The organism is Amycolatopsis sp. NPDC114505 (assembly GCF_055633615.1).
In genome coordinates this window covers 550,492-565,271 of the sequence record NZ_JBVKDV010000002.1, presented here as the reverse complement: position 1 = coordinate 565,271, position 14,780 = coordinate 550,492, and the positions used below count along the sequence as shown (strand labels likewise).

The 14,780-nt window shown below is 73.4% G+C and carries 19 protein-coding genes; 14 read left to right on the top strand and 5 right to left on the bottom strand.

The annotated features are described in order from the left end of the window. Nucleotides 1-256 precede the first annotated feature (256 nt). A complete protein-coding gene (locus ACZ7OU_RS20710; protein WP_470256278.1) occupies nucleotides 257-1,615 on the top strand; it encodes a DUF2252 domain-containing protein in 1,359 nt (452 codons plus the stop codon). On the opposite strand, the gene ACZ7OU_RS20705 is transcribed toward ACZ7OU_RS20710, so the two are convergent. Further along, complete coding sequence (locus ACZ7OU_RS20705) at nucleotides 1,612-2,487, bottom strand: FAD-dependent oxidoreductase (RefSeq protein ID WP_470256277.1); 876 nt, start codon at nucleotides 2,485-2,487, stop codon at nucleotides 1,612-1,614. The two genes, ACZ7OU_RS20710 and ACZ7OU_RS20705, sit on opposite strands and share 4 nt — an antisense overlap. A gap of 68 nt (nucleotides 2,488-2,555) precedes the next feature. On the opposite strand from ACZ7OU_RS20705, the gene ACZ7OU_RS20700 reads away from it, so the two are divergent. Then, entirely contained in the window at nucleotides 2,556-3,107 is a 552-nt protein-coding gene (locus ACZ7OU_RS20700; protein ID WP_470257633.1) for a phosphatase PAP2 family protein, read from the top strand. Here the strand turns inward: ACZ7OU_RS20700 and zapE are convergent. Next, nucleotides 3,061-4,080 carry a cell division protein ZapE gene (gene zapE / locus ACZ7OU_RS20695; protein ID WP_470256276.1) on the bottom strand — a complete coding sequence of 340 codons (1,020 nt, stop codon included), beginning with the start codon at nucleotides 4,078-4,080 and terminating at the stop codon, nucleotides 3,061-3,063. The genes ACZ7OU_RS20700 and zapE overlap by 47 nt on opposite strands. 89 nt (nucleotides 4,081-4,169) lie before the next feature. On the opposite strand from zapE, the gene ACZ7OU_RS20690 reads away from it, so the two are divergent. The 11 genes from ACZ7OU_RS20690 (at nucleotide 4,170) to ACZ7OU_RS20640 (ending at nucleotide 11,222) form a co-directional block, all read left to right on the top strand. Further along, entirely contained in the window at nucleotides 4,170-4,907 is a 738-nt protein-coding gene (locus ACZ7OU_RS20690) for a pyrimidine reductase family protein (protein ID WP_470256275.1), read from the top strand. Next, a complete protein-coding gene (locus tag ACZ7OU_RS20685) occupies nucleotides 4,904-5,464 on the top strand; it encodes an RNA polymerase sigma factor (RefSeq protein ID WP_470238453.1) in 561 nt (186 codons plus the stop codon). Before ACZ7OU_RS20690 ends, ACZ7OU_RS20685 begins: the two co-directional genes overlap by 4 nt. Continuing rightward, nucleotides 5,464-5,877, top strand: a complete 414-nt coding sequence (locus ACZ7OU_RS20680; RefSeq protein ID WP_470256274.1) for an Asp23/Gls24 family envelope stress response protein — start codon at nucleotides 5,464-5,466, stop codon at nucleotides 5,875-5,877. Before ACZ7OU_RS20685 ends, ACZ7OU_RS20680 begins: the two co-directional genes overlap by 1 nt. Before the next feature lie 90 nt (nucleotides 5,878-5,967). Continuing rightward, entirely contained in the window at nucleotides 5,968-6,405 is a 438-nt protein-coding gene (locus ACZ7OU_RS20675) for an Asp23/Gls24 family envelope stress response protein (protein ID WP_470238455.1), read from the top strand. Then, on the top strand, nucleotides 6,402-6,725 hold the full coding sequence (locus ACZ7OU_RS20670; RefSeq protein WP_470256273.1) for a hypothetical protein: 324 nt from the start codon (nucleotides 6,402-6,404) through the stop codon (nucleotides 6,723-6,725). Before ACZ7OU_RS20675 ends, ACZ7OU_RS20670 begins: the two co-directional genes overlap by 4 nt. A gap of 39 nt (nucleotides 6,726-6,764) precedes the next feature. Next, nucleotides 6,765-6,941: a hypothetical protein gene (locus ACZ7OU_RS20665; RefSeq protein WP_013224542.1), complete on the top strand. Its 177-nt coding sequence runs from the start codon at nucleotides 6,765-6,767 to the stop codon at nucleotides 6,939-6,941. Further along, entirely contained in the window at nucleotides 6,938-7,285 is a 348-nt protein-coding gene (locus ACZ7OU_RS20660) for an Asp23/Gls24 family envelope stress response protein (protein WP_470238457.1), read from the top strand. Before ACZ7OU_RS20665 ends, ACZ7OU_RS20660 begins: the two co-directional genes overlap by 4 nt. Nucleotides 7,286-7,287: 2 nt before the next feature. Next, a complete protein-coding gene (locus tag ACZ7OU_RS20655) occupies nucleotides 7,288-7,824 on the top strand; it encodes a DUF6286 domain-containing protein (protein WP_470238458.1) in 537 nt (178 codons plus the stop codon). A 73-nt stretch (nucleotides 7,825-7,897) separates the two neighbouring features. Continuing rightward, a complete protein-coding gene (locus ACZ7OU_RS20650) occupies nucleotides 7,898-8,497 on the top strand; it encodes an Asp23/Gls24 family envelope stress response protein (protein WP_470256272.1) in 600 nt (199 codons plus the stop codon). A 26-nt stretch (nucleotides 8,498-8,523) separates the two neighbouring features. Further along, nucleotides 8,524-9,603, top strand: a complete 1,080-nt coding sequence (locus tag ACZ7OU_RS20645; protein ID WP_470256271.1) for an ATP-dependent DNA ligase — start codon at nucleotides 8,524-8,526, stop codon at nucleotides 9,601-9,603. Nucleotides 9,604-9,671: 68 nt separating this feature from the next. Beyond that, a complete protein-coding gene (locus tag ACZ7OU_RS20640; protein ID WP_470256270.1) occupies nucleotides 9,672-11,222 on the top strand; it encodes an alpha/beta hydrolase in 1,551 nt (516 codons plus the stop codon). A gap of 151 nt (nucleotides 11,223-11,373) precedes the next feature. On the opposite strand, the gene ACZ7OU_RS20635 is transcribed toward ACZ7OU_RS20640, so the two are convergent. Beyond that, nucleotides 11,374-11,616: a DUF2630 family protein gene (locus ACZ7OU_RS20635; protein WP_470238461.1), complete on the bottom strand. Its 243-nt coding sequence runs from the start codon at nucleotides 11,614-11,616 to the stop codon at nucleotides 11,374-11,376. Between the two features lie 89 nt (nucleotides 11,617-11,705). On the opposite strand from ACZ7OU_RS20635, the gene ACZ7OU_RS20630 reads away from it, so the two are divergent. Then, nucleotides 11,706-12,077 (top strand): thioredoxin family protein, encoded by a 372-nt coding sequence (locus tag ACZ7OU_RS20630; protein ID WP_093951826.1) that lies wholly within the window; start codon nucleotides 11,706-11,708, stop codon nucleotides 12,075-12,077. Nucleotides 12,078-12,125: 48 nt separating this feature from the next. Here the strand turns inward: ACZ7OU_RS20630 and ACZ7OU_RS20625 are convergent, their stop codons facing one another. Next, nucleotides 12,126-13,055, bottom strand: a complete 930-nt coding sequence (locus ACZ7OU_RS20625; protein WP_470238462.1) for a proline dehydrogenase family protein — start codon at nucleotides 13,053-13,055, stop codon at nucleotides 12,126-12,128. Nucleotides 13,056-13,068: 13 nt separating this feature from the next. After that, nucleotides 13,069-14,697 (bottom strand): L-glutamate gamma-semialdehyde dehydrogenase, encoded by a 1,629-nt coding sequence (pruA, locus tag ACZ7OU_RS20620; protein ID WP_470256269.1) that lies wholly within the window; start codon nucleotides 14,695-14,697, stop codon nucleotides 13,069-13,071. Between the last annotated feature and the right edge of the window lie 83 nt (nucleotides 14,698-14,780).

Below are 14,780 nucleotides of genomic sequence, written 5' to 3'. Positions count from 1 at the left end.
CCTCCCTCGGGCGGCGGCAGACCCCGGCCCAGGCGAGCACCCGGCACGGCTTTGCACGGCCCGGCCTGGCGGATCTACCTCCCGCAGGCGGCGGCAGTCCACAACACCCCCCCGGGCCCAGGCGAGAACCCCGCCGCGGCATGCGCGGCCCCGGCCCGGCGGCGCGTCCCCCGACCCGGCCTTCGGGTCATGAGCGCGGCCGGGTGACACCTGGCGGCTCGGGAGCAGATCGTCCCCTTCGGACGTTGTGCCCGATATGGGATCAGGGGAATGGGTGGAGCGGCCGCTCGTCGGCGCCGACAGCGTCACGCCGGCCGAACTCTACGAACAGGGCAAGCGGCTCCGGGACAAGACGCCCGCCGGCGTGCACGACCACGAAGCCGCCGCGAAGGACCGGCCGAGTGCGAAGCAGTACTTCGACGCCAGCAACGCCGGGCGCCTCCCCGAACTGGTCGAGCTCCGCCGGGAACGCATGCTCGCCTCACCGTTCACCTTCTTCCGCGGCGCCGCCGGGCTGATGGGCGCCGACCTCGCCGGGACGCCGTCGTCCGGGGTCATCGCGCAGCTCTGCGGCGATGCCCACGCCGCCAACTTCGGGCTCTACGGCACGCCCGAAGGCAAGATCGTGATGGACATCAACGACTTCGACGAGACCGTCCCAGGCCCGTGGGAGTGGGACCTCAAGCGGCTCGCGGCCAGCCTCGTGCTCGCCGGCCGCGAGGGCGGCATCGGCGAGTCCGGCTGCCGCGAAGCCGCCGAAGACGCCGTGAAGTCCTACCGCCGCACCATCCGCGCGCTCGCCGACCTGCCGTTCCTGCGCAGCTGGAACGCCCTGCCGGACTCCTCGGTGCTGTCCAAGGCGCGCGCGGACGAGCTGATCGACGACTTCGCCGACGCCGCCGAGAAGGCCCGCAAGAACGACAGCGCGAAGGTCGCCGCGAAGTGGACCGAGCGCGTCGACGACCACGAGACCGGCCTGGCGCGCCACCGGTTCGTCGAGGACCCGCCGGTGCTCACGCACGTCGACGAGAAGACGGCCGAGGCGGTCGCCGCCGGCCTGGTGTCCTATGTGGACACCCTGCGCGAGTCACGGCGGACGCTCATCGCGCGGTACCGGATCGCCGACGTCGCGTTCCGCGTGGTCGGCACCGGCAGCGTGGGCTTGCGCAGCTACGTCGCCCTGCTGCACGGCAACGACGACGAAGACCTGGTGCTGCAGGTGAAACAGGCGCAACCGCCGGCGCTCGCGCCGTACCTCGACCTGCCGGAAGCGGAGCACGAAGGCCGCCGGATCGTCGACGGCGCCCGCCTGGTCCAGGCCGAAACGGACGTCCTGCTCGGCTGGACCACGATCGACGGCGTCCCGTTCATCGTCCGCCAGTTCCGCAACCTCAAGGGCGACATCGACCCGTCGGAGCTGGAGAAGGACCACCTCGACGACTACGGCAGGCTGGCGGGCGCACTGCTCGCCCGCGCCCACACGCGCTCGCTGCACCCGAAGGTCCTCGCGGGCTACTTCGCCGAGGACTCCGAACTGGACGAAGCGATGGGCGCGTACGCGGTGCGGTACGCCGACCGGACGGAGGCCGACCACGCCGCCTTCTCGGCACCTTAGGTCGCGAACAACTCGGTGACGTCCGCCGCGCAGCCCCAGGCCAGGGTGATCCCCGAGCCGCCGTGGCCGTAACAGTGCACGACCTCGCCCTTCCGCTCCAGCCGCACCACCGGCCGGTACGGGCGCAGGCCCACCGCCGACCGCAGGACCTCCGACCCCGCCAGCGCCGGAACCAGCTCGCGGCAGCGGCGCACGATGTCCGCCGTCACGGCCGGGTCCGGTTCGACGTCTCCCCGGCCGGGCTCCTCCGTGCCGCCGCACACGACGTGGCCGCCGTGCGGGATGACGTACGTGACGCCCGGGCCGCTCTCGTCGACCACGAACTCCGGCAAACCCGGGTCGCTCAGGTGCACGACCTGCCCGCCGATCGGGACCATCGAGCCGTCGCCCGCCAGCGCCCCCGCGCCCAGGCCCGTCGCGTTGACCACCGGACCCAGGTCCGACAGCGAAGCCAACGTCCGGTGCTCGACGCGCACGCCCAGCGCCACCACCTGTGCGAGGAGCCAGTCCAGGTACACCGGGGTGTCGACCAGCGCCGTCGTGAACCGCAGGTGGCCGCCGTCGCGGACCGGGTCGAGCATCGCCGGCAGCCACTGCGGCTCGGGCTCGCCCGGCGCCAGCAGGACGTGGCCGCGGCGGAAGCGCACGCCCGGCGCCTCCTGCTCGCGCAGCACCGCCAGGGTCTCGGCCGTCCAGCGCACGATCCGCTTGTCCGGCAGGCGCACCGGCGGGTACAGCACCCCGCCCGCGACCGCCGAGGTCGTCTCCCCCGGCGGGGCCGCCGCGACGACCGTTACGTCGTGTCCCGCACCGGCCAGCCGGTATGCGCAGCTCAGGCCGATGATCCCGGCCCCCGCCACCGTGATGTGCATGCCCGCATCGTGGCAGACGGGTGCATCACGGAGTCACAGCTACCCTCTCGCGAGTGAGGACGATGTGGGTGCCGGCCGCGGTCTGCGGCCTGCTCGCGGTGCTGCTGGGACTGCCGTTCGCCGGCGGGACCACGCCCGGCGCCGTCGACGCGACCGTCGCCGGCTGGACCGCGCACCTGAGCCCCGGTGTGCTGCGGGTGCTGGTCTTCCCGACCGAGCCATACGTCGTGATCGCCCTCGGCGTGCTCGCCGTCGTGCTGTGCCTGCGCGCCGGGCGGCGGACCGACGCCGCCCTCGCGCTCGGCGCGCCGCTGCTGGCGATCCTGCTGACGGGCTGGCTGCTGAAACCGCTCTACGACCGGTGGAAGAACGACACCCTGGTCTACCCGAGCGGCCACACGGTGAGCCTGGTCGCGGTGCTGACCGTGCTCGTCCTCGTCACGCGCAAGGCGGTCGTCGCCGTGCTCGCCGCGCTGGCGCTGCTCGCCGCGGCCGCCGGGCTGGTCGGGATGGGCTACCACTACCTGACCGACGTCGTCGGCGGGACGCTGTTCGCGGTCGCCGTCGTGCTGCTCACGTGGTCGGTGCCGCGTCGCGTGCCAGTGCCGTCAGCCGGCTGACCGCGCGCAGGTACTTCTTGCGGTACCCGCCGTTCACCATCTCCTCGGTGAACAGCGACGGCAGCGGCTCGCCGGAGACGACGACCGGGATGGCCCGGTCGTAGAGCCGGTCGGCGAACGCGACCAGCCGCAGCGCCACGTTCTGGTCCGGCGCCGGGTGAACGCCGCGCAGGTGCACGCGGGTGACGCCGTCGAGCAGCCGCCCGTAGCGGGACGGGTGCAGCTCGCCCAGGTGCGCGCACAACGCGTCGAAGTCGTCCACAGTGGACCCCTCGTGCGCGGCGACGGACTCCTCGAGGACTTCGGGCGAGACCGGTGGCGGCGCCTCCGGCAGGCCGCGGTGGCGGTAGTCCGGGCCGTCGACGCGCACCACGCCGAAGCGGGCCGACAGCGTCTGGATCTCACGCAGGAAGTCCTCGGCGGCGAAGCGGCCTTCGCCGAGCTTCTCCGGCAGGGTGTTCGACGTGGCCGCGATGTACACGCCGGCGTCCATGAGCTCCTGCAGCAGCCGCGTGACCAGCGTGGTGTCACCCGGGTCGTCCAGCTCGAACTCGTCGATGGCCAGGATCCGGTGCTCGGACAGCCGCCGCACGGCCTCGGCGAAGCCCAGCGCGCCGACCAGGTGGGTCAGCTCGACGAACGTGCCGTACGCCTTGGGCGAGGGCGCCGCGTGCCAGGCCGAGGCGAGCAGGTGGGTCTTGCCGACGCCGAAGCCGCCGTCGAGGTAGAGCCCCATCGGGCCGGCCGGCTCCGGGGAGCCGCCGAAGAGCTTGAAGCGCTTCTTCTCCTTGCGCGCGCCGATCTTGGCCGCGAACGCCGAGCACGCCTCGACCGCGGCGGCCTGGCTCGGCTCGTCGGGGTTCGGGAGGTACGTGTCGAACCGGACCGCGTCGAAGCGCGGCGGGGGCACCAGCGCGCCGATCAGCTCGTCGGCGGACAGCTCGGGACGGCGATCGGCGAGGTGCGCGGGCATGGTCGCAGAGCCTAACCGCGCGGCGGGGCGCGCCCGGCGGCGATGTCCCCCGGTCGAGACGCACTTCACGCCCGTGTTGGGATTGTCGCGTGCGGAGCGTGTGGCCCTCTTCGACGGGCGAGCTGACCGGGGTGGACCTCGAGGGGATCTACGCCTACCCGGCCGATCTCGACCGCCCGTGGGTCCAGGTGAACTTCGTCGCCTCGGCCGACGGCGCCGTCGAGGTCGACACGACGTCCGCGGGGCTCTCGCACGCCGCCGACCGGCGGGTCTTCCTGCTCGGACGCGACCTCGCCGACGTGGTCCTGGTCGGCGCCGGCACCGCCCGCGCGGAGGACTACCGCGGGGTCGTCGCGGGCCCGAAGCGGCTGGAACGCCGTCGCCGGCTCGGGTTCGGGACCGTCCCGCCGATCGCCGTCGTGACCCGCACCGCGGATCTCGACCCCTCGTCCCGGCTGTTCACCGAGACCGTCGTACCCCCGATCGTGGTCACCACGGAGTCCGCGCCGACCGGCGCCCTCGAAGCCGCCGGGGCGGAGATCCTGCGCGCGGGCGACGACGACGTCGACGTCCGCCGCGCGCTCGAGCTGCTCGCCGCGCGCGGGCTGCGTCGCGTCGCCTGCGAGGGCGGGCCGCGGCTGTTCGGCCGGCTCGTCGCGGACGACCTCGTCGACCAGCTGTGCCTGACCGTCGCGCCGCTGCTCGTGGCCGGCCCGGCCGCCCGGATCGCCGCGGGGCCGGTCGCCGTGCCGCGCCGGCTCGCGCTCGCGTCGATCCTGCTCGAGGACGGCTTCACGTTCCTGCGCTACCGCCGGGACGCCGGGTGAGCGGCGACGCCGACCTGCTCGCCAGGGCCGCGGCCGGCGACGACGCCGCGTTCGGCGCGCTCGTGCGGCAGCACACGCCGCGGATGTACCGCGTCGCGCTGCGGATCACCGGCAGCGCCGCCGAGGCCGAGGACGTCGTGCAGGACGCGTGGCTCGCCGCGTGGCGCTCCCTCGGCTCCTTCCGGCACGAGTCCGCGGTGTCGACCTGGCTCTACCGCGTCGTCACCAACAGCGCGCTCGCCCTCCTGCGGCGGCGCCGGCCCACGATCTCGCTCGACTGCCCGGAACCCGACGGACAGTCCACTCTGGACAGTGCGCTGCTCGCCGGGGCCGACCCGGGGCCCGAGGGCCGTGTCGTGCGGGCCGAGGAGGTCGACGCGGTGCTGCGCGCGATCGGCAGGCTGGAGGTGTCGCAGCGCGTGCCGCTGGTGCTGCGCGAGCTGGAGGGCCTGAGCTACGAAGAGGTCGCCGAGGTGCTCGACGTGAACGTCGGCGCCTTGCGCTCGCGGCTGCACCGGGCCAGGGTGGCGCTGCTCGCCGAGTTGAGGGAGCGGTGATGGCCGAGCTTTCCGATCCCGAGCGGGACCCCCGCTGGGACGCCGTGCGCGCGGCGGCGCGCCGCCGGGTGCCGACCCCACCCGGGCTGGTCGAACGCGTGCTGCGAGCCGTCGCGCGCGGCCGCCGGACCGCCGTCGAGGTGCCCGGCGAGACGGGCAGCCTGCGCGTCACCGGGAACGTCGTCGCCCAGCTCGCGTCGGCCATCGCCGCCGAACGGGCACCCGAGGGGGTGCGGGTGTCGGCCGTCGCGGTCGAGGACGACGCCGTGCAGGTGCTGGTGTCGGTCCGGTTCGGGCTCACCGCCGACGCGGCGGCCGAGGCGCTGAGGCAGGGGATCACCGCGGAGCTGTCCCGCCAGCTCGGCGTCGCCACGACGGTGAACGTGCACGTCGTGGACGTCCACCCCGGCTAGCCGTTCCCCCGATCGGGGGATCTTGCGTGAGGTTTGCCCGCCGCGGGGCATCGTACGGGCGAGAGACCGCCGCGAGAGGAGCCCGCACGCATGCACCCGGAACGGACCGAAAGCCCCGGCACGGTGACCCCGCTCAACGAGGAGGGCGCCGCCGGCCGCACCACGATCTCGTCGGTGGTCGTGCAGAAGGTGGCCGGGCTGGCCACCCGCGAAGTCCCCGGGGTGCACGCCCTGGGCGGCGGCGGGGTGTCGCGCGCGCTCGGCGCCCTGCGCGAACGCATCCCCGGCTCCGGCACGGTCACGACCGCCGGCGTCGCGGTGGAGGTCGGCGAGAAGCAGACGGCCATCGACCTCGACGTGGTCGTCGAGTACGGCGCGCGCATCACCGACGTCGCCCGCGCGGTGCGGCGCAACGTGATCACCGCGGTCGAGCAGATCACCGGCCTCGAGGTGATCGAGGTGAACATCGCCGTCAACGACATCCACCTGCCCGGCGAGGAAGAACCCGAATCGACGCGGGTGGAATGACGGGGCACGACCCGGGCGACAGGGGCGACGCGGAAGGCCGGACGGCCTTCCGCGCGTTCGTGCGCGCCCACCACCCGGACGTGGGCGGCGACCCGGCGGAGTTCGCGGCCGGGCTGGCCCGCTTCCGGGCGGCGGGGGCGGCAGGCGGTCCGGGCGGGTCGGCCGGTGCCGCCTCATCCCGCACCGCCTCAGCCAGGCCCACTGAGTCCGAAGTGGACTCTCGCTACGACGCTCCCGTGACCTTCGTCGTGAACCGCCGCGGGATCGCGGCCGTCCTGGCCCGGTTCCGCCGCCGTCGCCGTCCGCCCCGAGTGCTGTGACCCGCACCTTCCGTTCGAAGGACCGTCCAAGGAGGACATGTGAACGCAACGCAGACCGGGCTCCTCGCCGGGCTGATCCTCGGCCTCGCCGCGACCCAGGGGTTCACCGCGTTCCTGGTGACGCTGGCCGTCGGGATCATCGGCCTGGTCGCCGGCCGGGTCCTCGACGGCGAGCTCGACCTCGGCGAGCTCTTCGGCAAGGGCCGCGACAAGTGAGCCGCGTCCTCGACGTGCCGCGCGAGCTCGCCGAACCGGCCGAGCGCGGCACTCTCACCGTCGGGCACGCCGTCGTGCGCAAGGTCGCCCAGCACGCCGCCGACCAGGTCCCCGGCACTTCACGCGACGGCAAGGGCGCCAAGGCGAAGGTCGGCGGCCTCGACAACGACGTCGACCTCGCGCTCGACCTGGCCCTGCAGTACCCGGCGCCGGTGCGGACCGTCGTCGGCGTCGTGCGGGAGAAGGTCACCGAGGAGGTCGAGCTGCTCACCGGCTACCGCGTCCGCACCCTGGCCGTGACGGTGTCCGCGCTCCGGCCGGACGTGCCGCCGAGGGTGCGGTAGCCGTGCGCCCGCTCGTCCGCCTCCTGTCCACTCTGCTCGGCCTCGCCTTCGCGGCCGCCGGCGCGCTGCTCGCGCTCGAAGTCGGCTGGCACTGGTGGCGGCCCGGTTCCGGCCCGCTGGTGGTGCCGTGGCCGCGCTGGCAGGCCGAACTCGCGTCGCTGGGCTGGGACGCCTACGCGGTGCGCGTCGGCGCCGGTGTGCTCGCCGCCGCGGGCCTGGTCCTGCTGCTGTGCGCGGTGGCCGCCAAGAGCCGCGCGATCCGGCTCACCGACCCGGCCGACGAGGTGAGCGTCTCGACGTCGCCGCGCTCGCTGGCCCGGCTGGTCGGGCTCACCGTGCGCGCGCAGGACAACGTCGCCGGCGCGACGGTCACCGCGAGCGCCCGCCGCGTCCGGGTCCGCGCGAAGAGCACCCTCGAAACCGAAGGCGAGCTGCGGCCACGCCTGCTGGAGACGGTGTCCGCGCTGCTCGACGACGTTCCGCTCGTGCGACGGCCCAAGGTCTCGGTCGTCGTCGACTCCACCAAGGACCGCCGATGAGCGAGCTTGCGAGTGAATCATCCAGCACAGCGCTTTGTGCTCAGCAGGCACCGAGCGTCAGCGAGGTGCGCGCATGAGCAAGTCAGTCGCCGCGAAGGCGCTTTCCCGGTCGTACACGGGCGAACGCACCTGGACGTTCCTCGTCGGGCTGCTGGCGCTGGCCGGCGGCGCGCTCGCCCTGGTGGTCGGCCTCGGCTGGCTCGGCGAGTTCCGCGGCCGCCGTCCGCTGCTCGACCCGATGGCCCTCGACTGGCTCGGCGGCCACGCCACGCCCGCCCGGATCGTCGCGATCGTGCTCGGCGTCCTGCTGTTCGTGTTCGGCCTGCGCGGGACGCTGCGTTCACTGCGTCCGGAGCCGCGGCCCGACGTGGACCTCGACCGCACCGAGGGCGCGGAGCTCGTCGTCACCGCCGCCGCGATCTCCGGCGCGGTCCAGGCCGACGCCGAACAGCTCGACGGCGTGAGCCGCGCCCGGGTCCGCGCGGTCGGGTCGCGGACGTCTCCCGCGTTGCGCATCACCCTGTGGCTGCACGAGGGCACCGACCTCAAGAGCGTCTGGGAAGACCTGGACGCGCGCGTCCTGACCAGGGCGCGGGAGTCGCTCGGCCTCGACGTCCTGCCCACCGCCGTCCGCCTGGAGCTTGACACGAGCGCGGCGAAACGCGTGCGCTGAGCGGCGTCTTTCCGCAGAATGCCCGCATGCCCCTACCGCTGCGGCCGCCGCTGAAGCCGATGCTCGCCAAGCCCGCGAAGGCCATCCCGGACTCCGGGGGCCTGCTGTTCGAGCCGAAGTGGGACGGCTTCCGCTGCATCGTCTTCAGGGACGGCGACGAGCTGTACCTGCAGTCCCGCGCGGAGAAGCCGCTCAACCGGTACTTCCCGGAAGCCGTCTCCCGGCTGCTGGAGACGCTGCCGCCGCGGGTCGTGCTGGACGGCGAGCTCGTCGTCGCGCGCGGCGGCCGGCTGGACTTCGACGCGCTCACCCAGCGGATCCACCCCGCCGAAAGCCGCATCACGCTGCTGGCCGACGAGCAGCCCGCCGAGTTCGTCGCCTTCGACCTGCTCGCCCTCGGCGACGAGTCCCTGCTGGACGAGCCGACGTCGGCCCGGCGCGAACGGCTCGTCGAGCTGGCCGGCGACCGGTTCGGGCTCACCCCGGCCACCACCGACCCCGCCACCGCGCGGCACTGGTTCGAGCTCTTCGAGGGCGCGGGCCTCGACGGCGTCATCGGCAAGCCCCTGGACGAGCCGTACACGCCGGGCAAACGCGTCCTGCACAAGTACAAGCACCTGCGCACCGCGGACTGCGTGCTGGCCGGGCTGCGCTGGCACGTCGACGGCGGGCCCGGCGAACTCGTCGGGTCGTTCCTGCTCGGCCTGCACGACGAGAAGGGCGTGCTGCACCACGTCGGCACCGTCGGGTCGTTCCCCAAGGAGCGCCGTCGCGAGCTCGCCGAAGAGCTCGCGCCGCTGGTCACCGACGGCGAGGACCACCCGTGGGGCGGTCGCGCGGAAGGCGAGGGCCAGCGGATCCCCGGCGGCATCAGCCGCTGGCGCGCCACCGAGCACGAATGGGTGCCGCTGCGGCCCGAGCGCGTCGTCGAGGTCGCCTACGAGAACACCGAAGGCGGCATGCCGTCGCGGTTCCGGCACAACGCGCGGTTCGTGCGGTGGCGGCCGGACCGCGAGCCCGCGTCGTGCGACTACGGCCAGCTGGACGAGCCGGCCCGCTACGACCTCGACGCCGTGTTCCGCGGCCAGGTGGTGCGGACCCGCTAACCCGCGTCCCACACCTGCCGTGCGAAGCTCGGCGGTACCTGTCTTTGATCGACGTGAGGACCTCGCCCGTGCACCGCCGCCGTACCCGTGTCCTGGTCGCGCTGCTCGCCCTGGCCTCCGCCGCGGGGTGCGCCGCCGGGCCGTCGGTCCGGCCGGCGCTGGTCGAGAACGACGGGAAGACGACGGCCGCCTCGCCGTCGGGCACGCCCGCGGTGCCGCTGCCGCCGCTGGGCGAACCGCAGTCGCCGTCGCTGCGGTGGGCGGACTGCGACGACGACACCCGGCAGCGGATCGGCACCCCCGCCGTCCCGGACACGCTGCACTTCACGTGCGCCCGGGTCACCGCGCCGCTCGACGCGCCCGGCGAGGCCCGGCGGTCGGTGGTGCGGCTGCTGGCGCTGAAGGTCGGCTCCGGGCCGGTGCCGCTGGTCGTGGTCAACGACGTCGACGGCGACCCGGGCACGGTGTACGCCGCGCGGCTGGCCGCGACGCTGCCGCCGGCGTTCCTGGAGAAGTTCTCGCTGATCGGCCTCGACCGGCGCGGCACCGGGCTCTCGGGTGCCGCCCAGTGCGTCCCCGACGACATCCGGCACGACCTGATCGACGCGGACCCGGCGCAGGGCGACCTGCAGGACGTCCTGGACGCCGCGCGCAAGGCCGGGCAGCAGTGCGCGATCGAGCTGGACGACTCCCAGACCGCGCTGGACAGCTGGCGCGGGGCCGGCGACCTCGACGAGCTGCGCAAGCAGCTGGGCATGGACCGGCTGGACGCCATCGGCCGCGGCGACGGCTCGAAGGTCCTCTCGGAGTACGCGGTGCGCTTCCCCGGCCAGGTCGGCCGGATGGTGTTCGACGGCGTCCCCGACCCGGGCCCGGACACCGCCGCCGTGCTCGACGCGGTCGCCGCCGGCGCCCAGTCCACGTTGGACGCCTTCGCCGCGGACTGCGCCGCGCGCAAGTGCGCCCTCGGCGACCCGAAGGCGGCGCTGACCGCGCTCACCGGACAGCTGCGGGACAGCATCGCGCCGCTGACCGACGACGGCGTCGCGTTCGGCCCCGGCGTCGCGATGTACGCGGTCTACTCGGGTTTGGCGCAGCGCACGCGGTGGCCGGAGCTGGCCGACGCGATCGTGGCGGCGCGGTCGGGGAACATCCGGCCGCTGGCGGCGTTCGTCACGCCGGTGCTGCACGATTCGCGCGCGCAGCCGTCGCGCCTCGACGTCACGATCGCGACCCGCTGCAACGACAGCCAGACCCGGCTCTCGGCCGACCAGCTCGACCAGGTCGTCGCCGGGATGCGGGGGAAGTACCCGCAGTTCGGCGCGGCCGTCGCCCAGCAGCTGGCCTGGTGCGGGCCGTGGCCGGTGCGGACCGAGCCGCTGCCGCCGGCGGGCGCGCCGGGTGCCCCGCCGATCCTGGTCGCGGCCACCGCGGCCGACCCGGTGACGCCCCAGCTGGGCAGCACCCGCGCGGCCGACCGGATGCCGTCCGCGGTGACGATCACGTGGCAGGGCGCGGGTCACGGTGCGCTGGGCACGTCCCCCTGCGTCACCGACGCGGCCCGCGCCTTCCTGATCGACGGCAAGATCCCCACCGACGGCACCCTCTGCCCCGCCTGAAACGGGCTTCACGCGTGATCAGAGAGGCATCACGCGTGATTGGCGGGGCATCACGCGTGATTGAGGGGGCATCGAGGGTGATGCCCCTCCAGACACACGTGATGCCCGCCCAGTCACGCGTGATGCCTCTTGGCGCACGCATCGACGCGGGTTACTGGCGGTAGGACTCCACCTCGGAGATCGGGCGGGCCGCGGCTTCGTCCGGGTTCTCGTGGAACTCCGTTTTCGCGCGGCGCTGCCGGAGCAGGTCCCAGCACTGGTCGAGCTGCTGCTCGACCGTGGTGAGGCGATCCTTGTCGCCGCCGCTCAGCCCCACGCCGACCGAACGCGACCGGAGCTCGTGCTCCTCCGCGATCAGTTCGTCGATCCGGCCCAGGATCTCGCCGTCGGCCATCGTGTTCCTCCTCTTACCGGGGTTGCGCTAGGGGGAGACGCTACCCCGGCTCCGGGAATTCCCGCCGCGTCCGCTTCGTTGACCAGGGCATGAGCACCGTTGAACTGACCGCCGAGAACTTCGACCAGACGGTAAACGACAACGAGTTCGTCCTGATCGACTTCTGGGCGAGCTGGTGCGGGCCGTGCCGCCAGTTCGCGCCGGTCTACGAAAAGGCCTCCGAGAAGCACGACGACCTCGTGTTCGCGAGCGTCGACACCGAAGCGCAGCAGCAGCTCGCCGCCGCCTTCGACGTCCGCTCCATCCCGACGCTGGCCATCATCCGCGACAAGACGCTGATCTACGCCCAGCCCGGCGCGCTGCCCGAGCCCGCCCTCGAAGAGCTCATCAAGCAGGCTCGCGAGGTCGACATGGACGAGGTCAAGCGCAAGGCCGCCGAAGCCGAGGCCGAACAGGCCTGACCACCACCACATGACTGAGGCCGCCCCGCGGGGCGGCCTCGGTCATGTTCAGGAACGTGTCGCGAGCCCGCGCAGGAAGAACGCCAGGTTCGCCGGGCGCTCGGCCAGCCGGCGCATGAAGTAGCCGTACCACTCGTCGCCGTAGGGCACGTAGACGCGCATCCGCGACCCGCCGGCCGCGATCCGCGCCTGCTCCTCCGGCCGGATGCCGTAGAGCATCTGGAACTCGTGGTCGTCGTCCTTGCGATCGTTCTCGATCGCCAGCGCGGCGGCGATCTCGATCATCCGCGGGTCGTGCGAGGCCACCATCGGGTACCCGGAGCCCGCCATCAGGACGCGCAGGCAGCGGACGTAGGACTTGTCCACTTCGGACTTCTCCTGGAACGCGGCCGGCTCCGGCTCGGCGTACGCGCCCTTGCACAGCCGCACGCGCGACCCCGGCCCGGACAACTCCCGGCAGTCCTGCTCGGTGCGCCGCAGGTAGGCCTGCAGCACCGCGCCGACCCACGGGTACTCGCCGCGCAGCTCGCGCAGGATGCCGAGCGTCGAGTCCGTGGTGGTGTGGTCCTCCATGTCGAGCGTCACGGTGGCACCGACGGCCTCGGCCGCCGCGCAGATCTTCCGCGCGTTCTCCAAGGCGACGTCCTCGCCGTTCGACGGCAGGAACTGCCCCACCGCCGACAGCTTCACCGAGACGTCGGCACCCTCGGCCAGGCCTTCCGCGGCGAGCGCGGTCAGCACGGCTTCGTAGGCCGCGACCGTCGACGCCGCCTGCGCGGCGTCGGTGGTGTCCTCGCCCAGGTGGTCGAGGGTGATCCGCCGGCCGTCCGCCGCCAGTTCCCTGGCGACGCGGACGGCGTCGGCGGTCTCGGACCCGGCCACGAACCGGCGCACCACGGATCGCGTGGCGGGCACGGCTTCGACGAGCCGCCGGATGCCCTTCGAGCGGGCGGCGGCGAGCAGCGGGGCACGCAACATGACGGTCTCCCTCTCAGCCCTGGTGCGGGTAACGGACGCTGGTCGGCGGGACGAACGTCTCCTTGATCGAGCGCGGGCTCGTCCAGCGCTGCAGGTTGAAGATCGAGCCCGCCTTGTCGTTGGTGCCCGAGGCCCGCGCGCCGCCGAACGGCTGCTGGCCGACGACGGCACCGGTCGGCTTGTCGTTGATGTAGAAGTTGCCCGCGGCGAACCGCAGCGCTTCGGACGCCTTCGCCACGGCCGTGCGGTCGTTGGCGATGATCGCGCCGGTCAGCGCGTAGGCCGCCGTCTCGTCGACGAGCTTGAGGACGGCGTCGAAGTCGCCGTCCTCGTAGACGTGCACCGCCAGGATCGGGCCGAAGTACTCGGTCGAGAAGATCTCGTGCTTCGGGTTGTCCGACACGAGGATCGTCGGCTGCACGAAGTACCCGACGCTGTCGTCGGCGGTGCCGCCGGTCAGGACCTCCACCGAGTCGTCGGCGGCGACGCGCTCGAACAGCGCCTGGTGCTTGGCGAACGCGCGAGCGTCGATGACCGCGCCGCCGAAGTGCGACAGGTCGGTGACGTCGCCGTAGGACAGCGCCTCGGTCTCGGAGACGAGACCGTCCTTCACCCGGTTCCACACGCTGCGCGGGACGTACGCGCGCGAAGCGGCGGAGCACTTCTGGCCCTGGTACTCGAACGCGCCGCGGACCATCGCGGTGCGCAGGACGTCGACGTCGGCCGACGGGTGCGCGACGATGAAGTCCTTGCCGCCGGTCTCGCCGACCAGGCGCGGGTACGAGCGGTAGCCCGCGATGTTCGCGCCGACCGTGCCCCACAGGTGCTGGAACGTCGCGGTCGAGCCGGTGAAGTGGATCCCGGCCAGGTCGCGGTGGGTCAGGGCGACCTCGGAGACGGCCTTGCCGTCGCCCGGCAGCAGGTTGATGACGCCCGGCGGCATCCCGGCCTCTTCGAGCAGCCGCATGGTCAGGTGCGCGGCGAACGACTGCGTCGGCGACGGCTTCCACAGCACGGTGTTGCCCATCAGCGCGGGCGCGGTGGGCAGGTTGCCGGCGATCGCGGTGAAGTTGAACGGCGTGATCGCGTAGACGAAGCCTTCCAGCGGGCGGTGCTCCAGCCGGTTCCACACGCCGGGCGAGCTGATCGGCTGCTCGGTGAGCACGCGGCGGCCGAACTCGACGTTGAAGCGCCAGAAGTCGGCGAGCTCGCAGGCCGAGTCGATCTCGGCCTGGGTCGCGGTCTTGGACTGGCCGAGCATGGTGGCGGCGTTGATCGTGGCGCGCCACGGGCCGGTCAGCAGGTCGGCGGCGCGCAGCAGGATCGCGGCGCGGTCGTCGTAGGACAGGCCACGCCACTCCGGCGCGGCCTGCGCGGCCGCGGCGATGGCGTCGGTGGTGTCCTGCTGGGTCGCGCTGTGGATGGTGCCGAGCACGTGCCGGTGGTTGTGCGGCTGGACGACGTCGATCTTCTCGCCGCCGCCGGGACGCTGCTCGCCCCCGACGGTGACCGTGAGGTCGACGGGTTCCGCCTGGCCCAGCCGCTTGAGCGCACCCTCGAGTTCCGCGCGCTCAGCGCTGCCCGGCGCATACGTCAGCACCGGCTCGTTCTTCGGGGCGGGGGTCTGGGTCACGGCGTCCACGGCGGCTCCTCTGCCTTTCCTGTACGTCTGGATGCCCCGAACGGTAACTCCGGACACGCTTCGGCGGCTTGTTCAACCGGCTA

Coding starts and splice junctions, on each gene's coding strand:
- ACZ7OU_RS20705 (WP_470256277.1), bottom strand. CDS start 2,487: ATGCACATCACGGTGGCGGGGGCCGGGATCATCGGCCTGAGCTGCGCA.
- ACZ7OU_RS20670 (WP_470256273.1), top strand. CDS start 6,402: ATGACGGGGCACGACCCGGGCGACAGGGGCGACGCGGAAGGCCGGACG.
- zapE (WP_470256276.1), bottom strand. CDS start 4,080: ATGCCCGCGCACCTCGCCGATCGCCGTCCCGAGCTGTCCGCCGACGAG.
- ACZ7OU_RS20625 (WP_470238462.1), bottom strand. CDS start 13,055: ATGTTGCGTGCCCCGCTGCTCGCCGCCGCCCGCTCGAAGGGCATCCGG.
- ACZ7OU_RS20630 (WP_093951826.1), top strand. CDS start 11,706: ATGAGCACCGTTGAACTGACCGCCGAGAACTTCGACCAGACGGTAAAC.
- ACZ7OU_RS20645 (WP_470256271.1), top strand. CDS start 8,524: ATGCCCCTACCGCTGCGGCCGCCGCTGAAGCCGATGCTCGCCAAGCCC.
- ACZ7OU_RS20680 (WP_470256274.1), top strand. CDS start 5,464: ATGGCCGAGCTTTCCGATCCCGAGCGGGACCCCCGCTGGGACGCCGTG.
- ACZ7OU_RS20650 (WP_470256272.1), top strand. CDS start 7,898: ATGAGCAAGTCAGTCGCCGCGAAGGCGCTTTCCCGGTCGTACACGGGC.
- ACZ7OU_RS20635 (WP_470238461.1), bottom strand. CDS start 11,616: ATGGCCGACGGCGAGATCCTGGGCCGGATCGACGAACTGATCGCGGAG.
- ACZ7OU_RS20710 (WP_470256278.1), top strand. CDS start 257: ATGGGATCAGGGGAATGGGTGGAGCGGCCGCTCGTCGGCGCCGACAGC.
- ACZ7OU_RS20675 (WP_470238455.1), top strand. CDS start 5,968: ATGCACCCGGAACGGACCGAAAGCCCCGGCACGGTGACCCCGCTCAAC.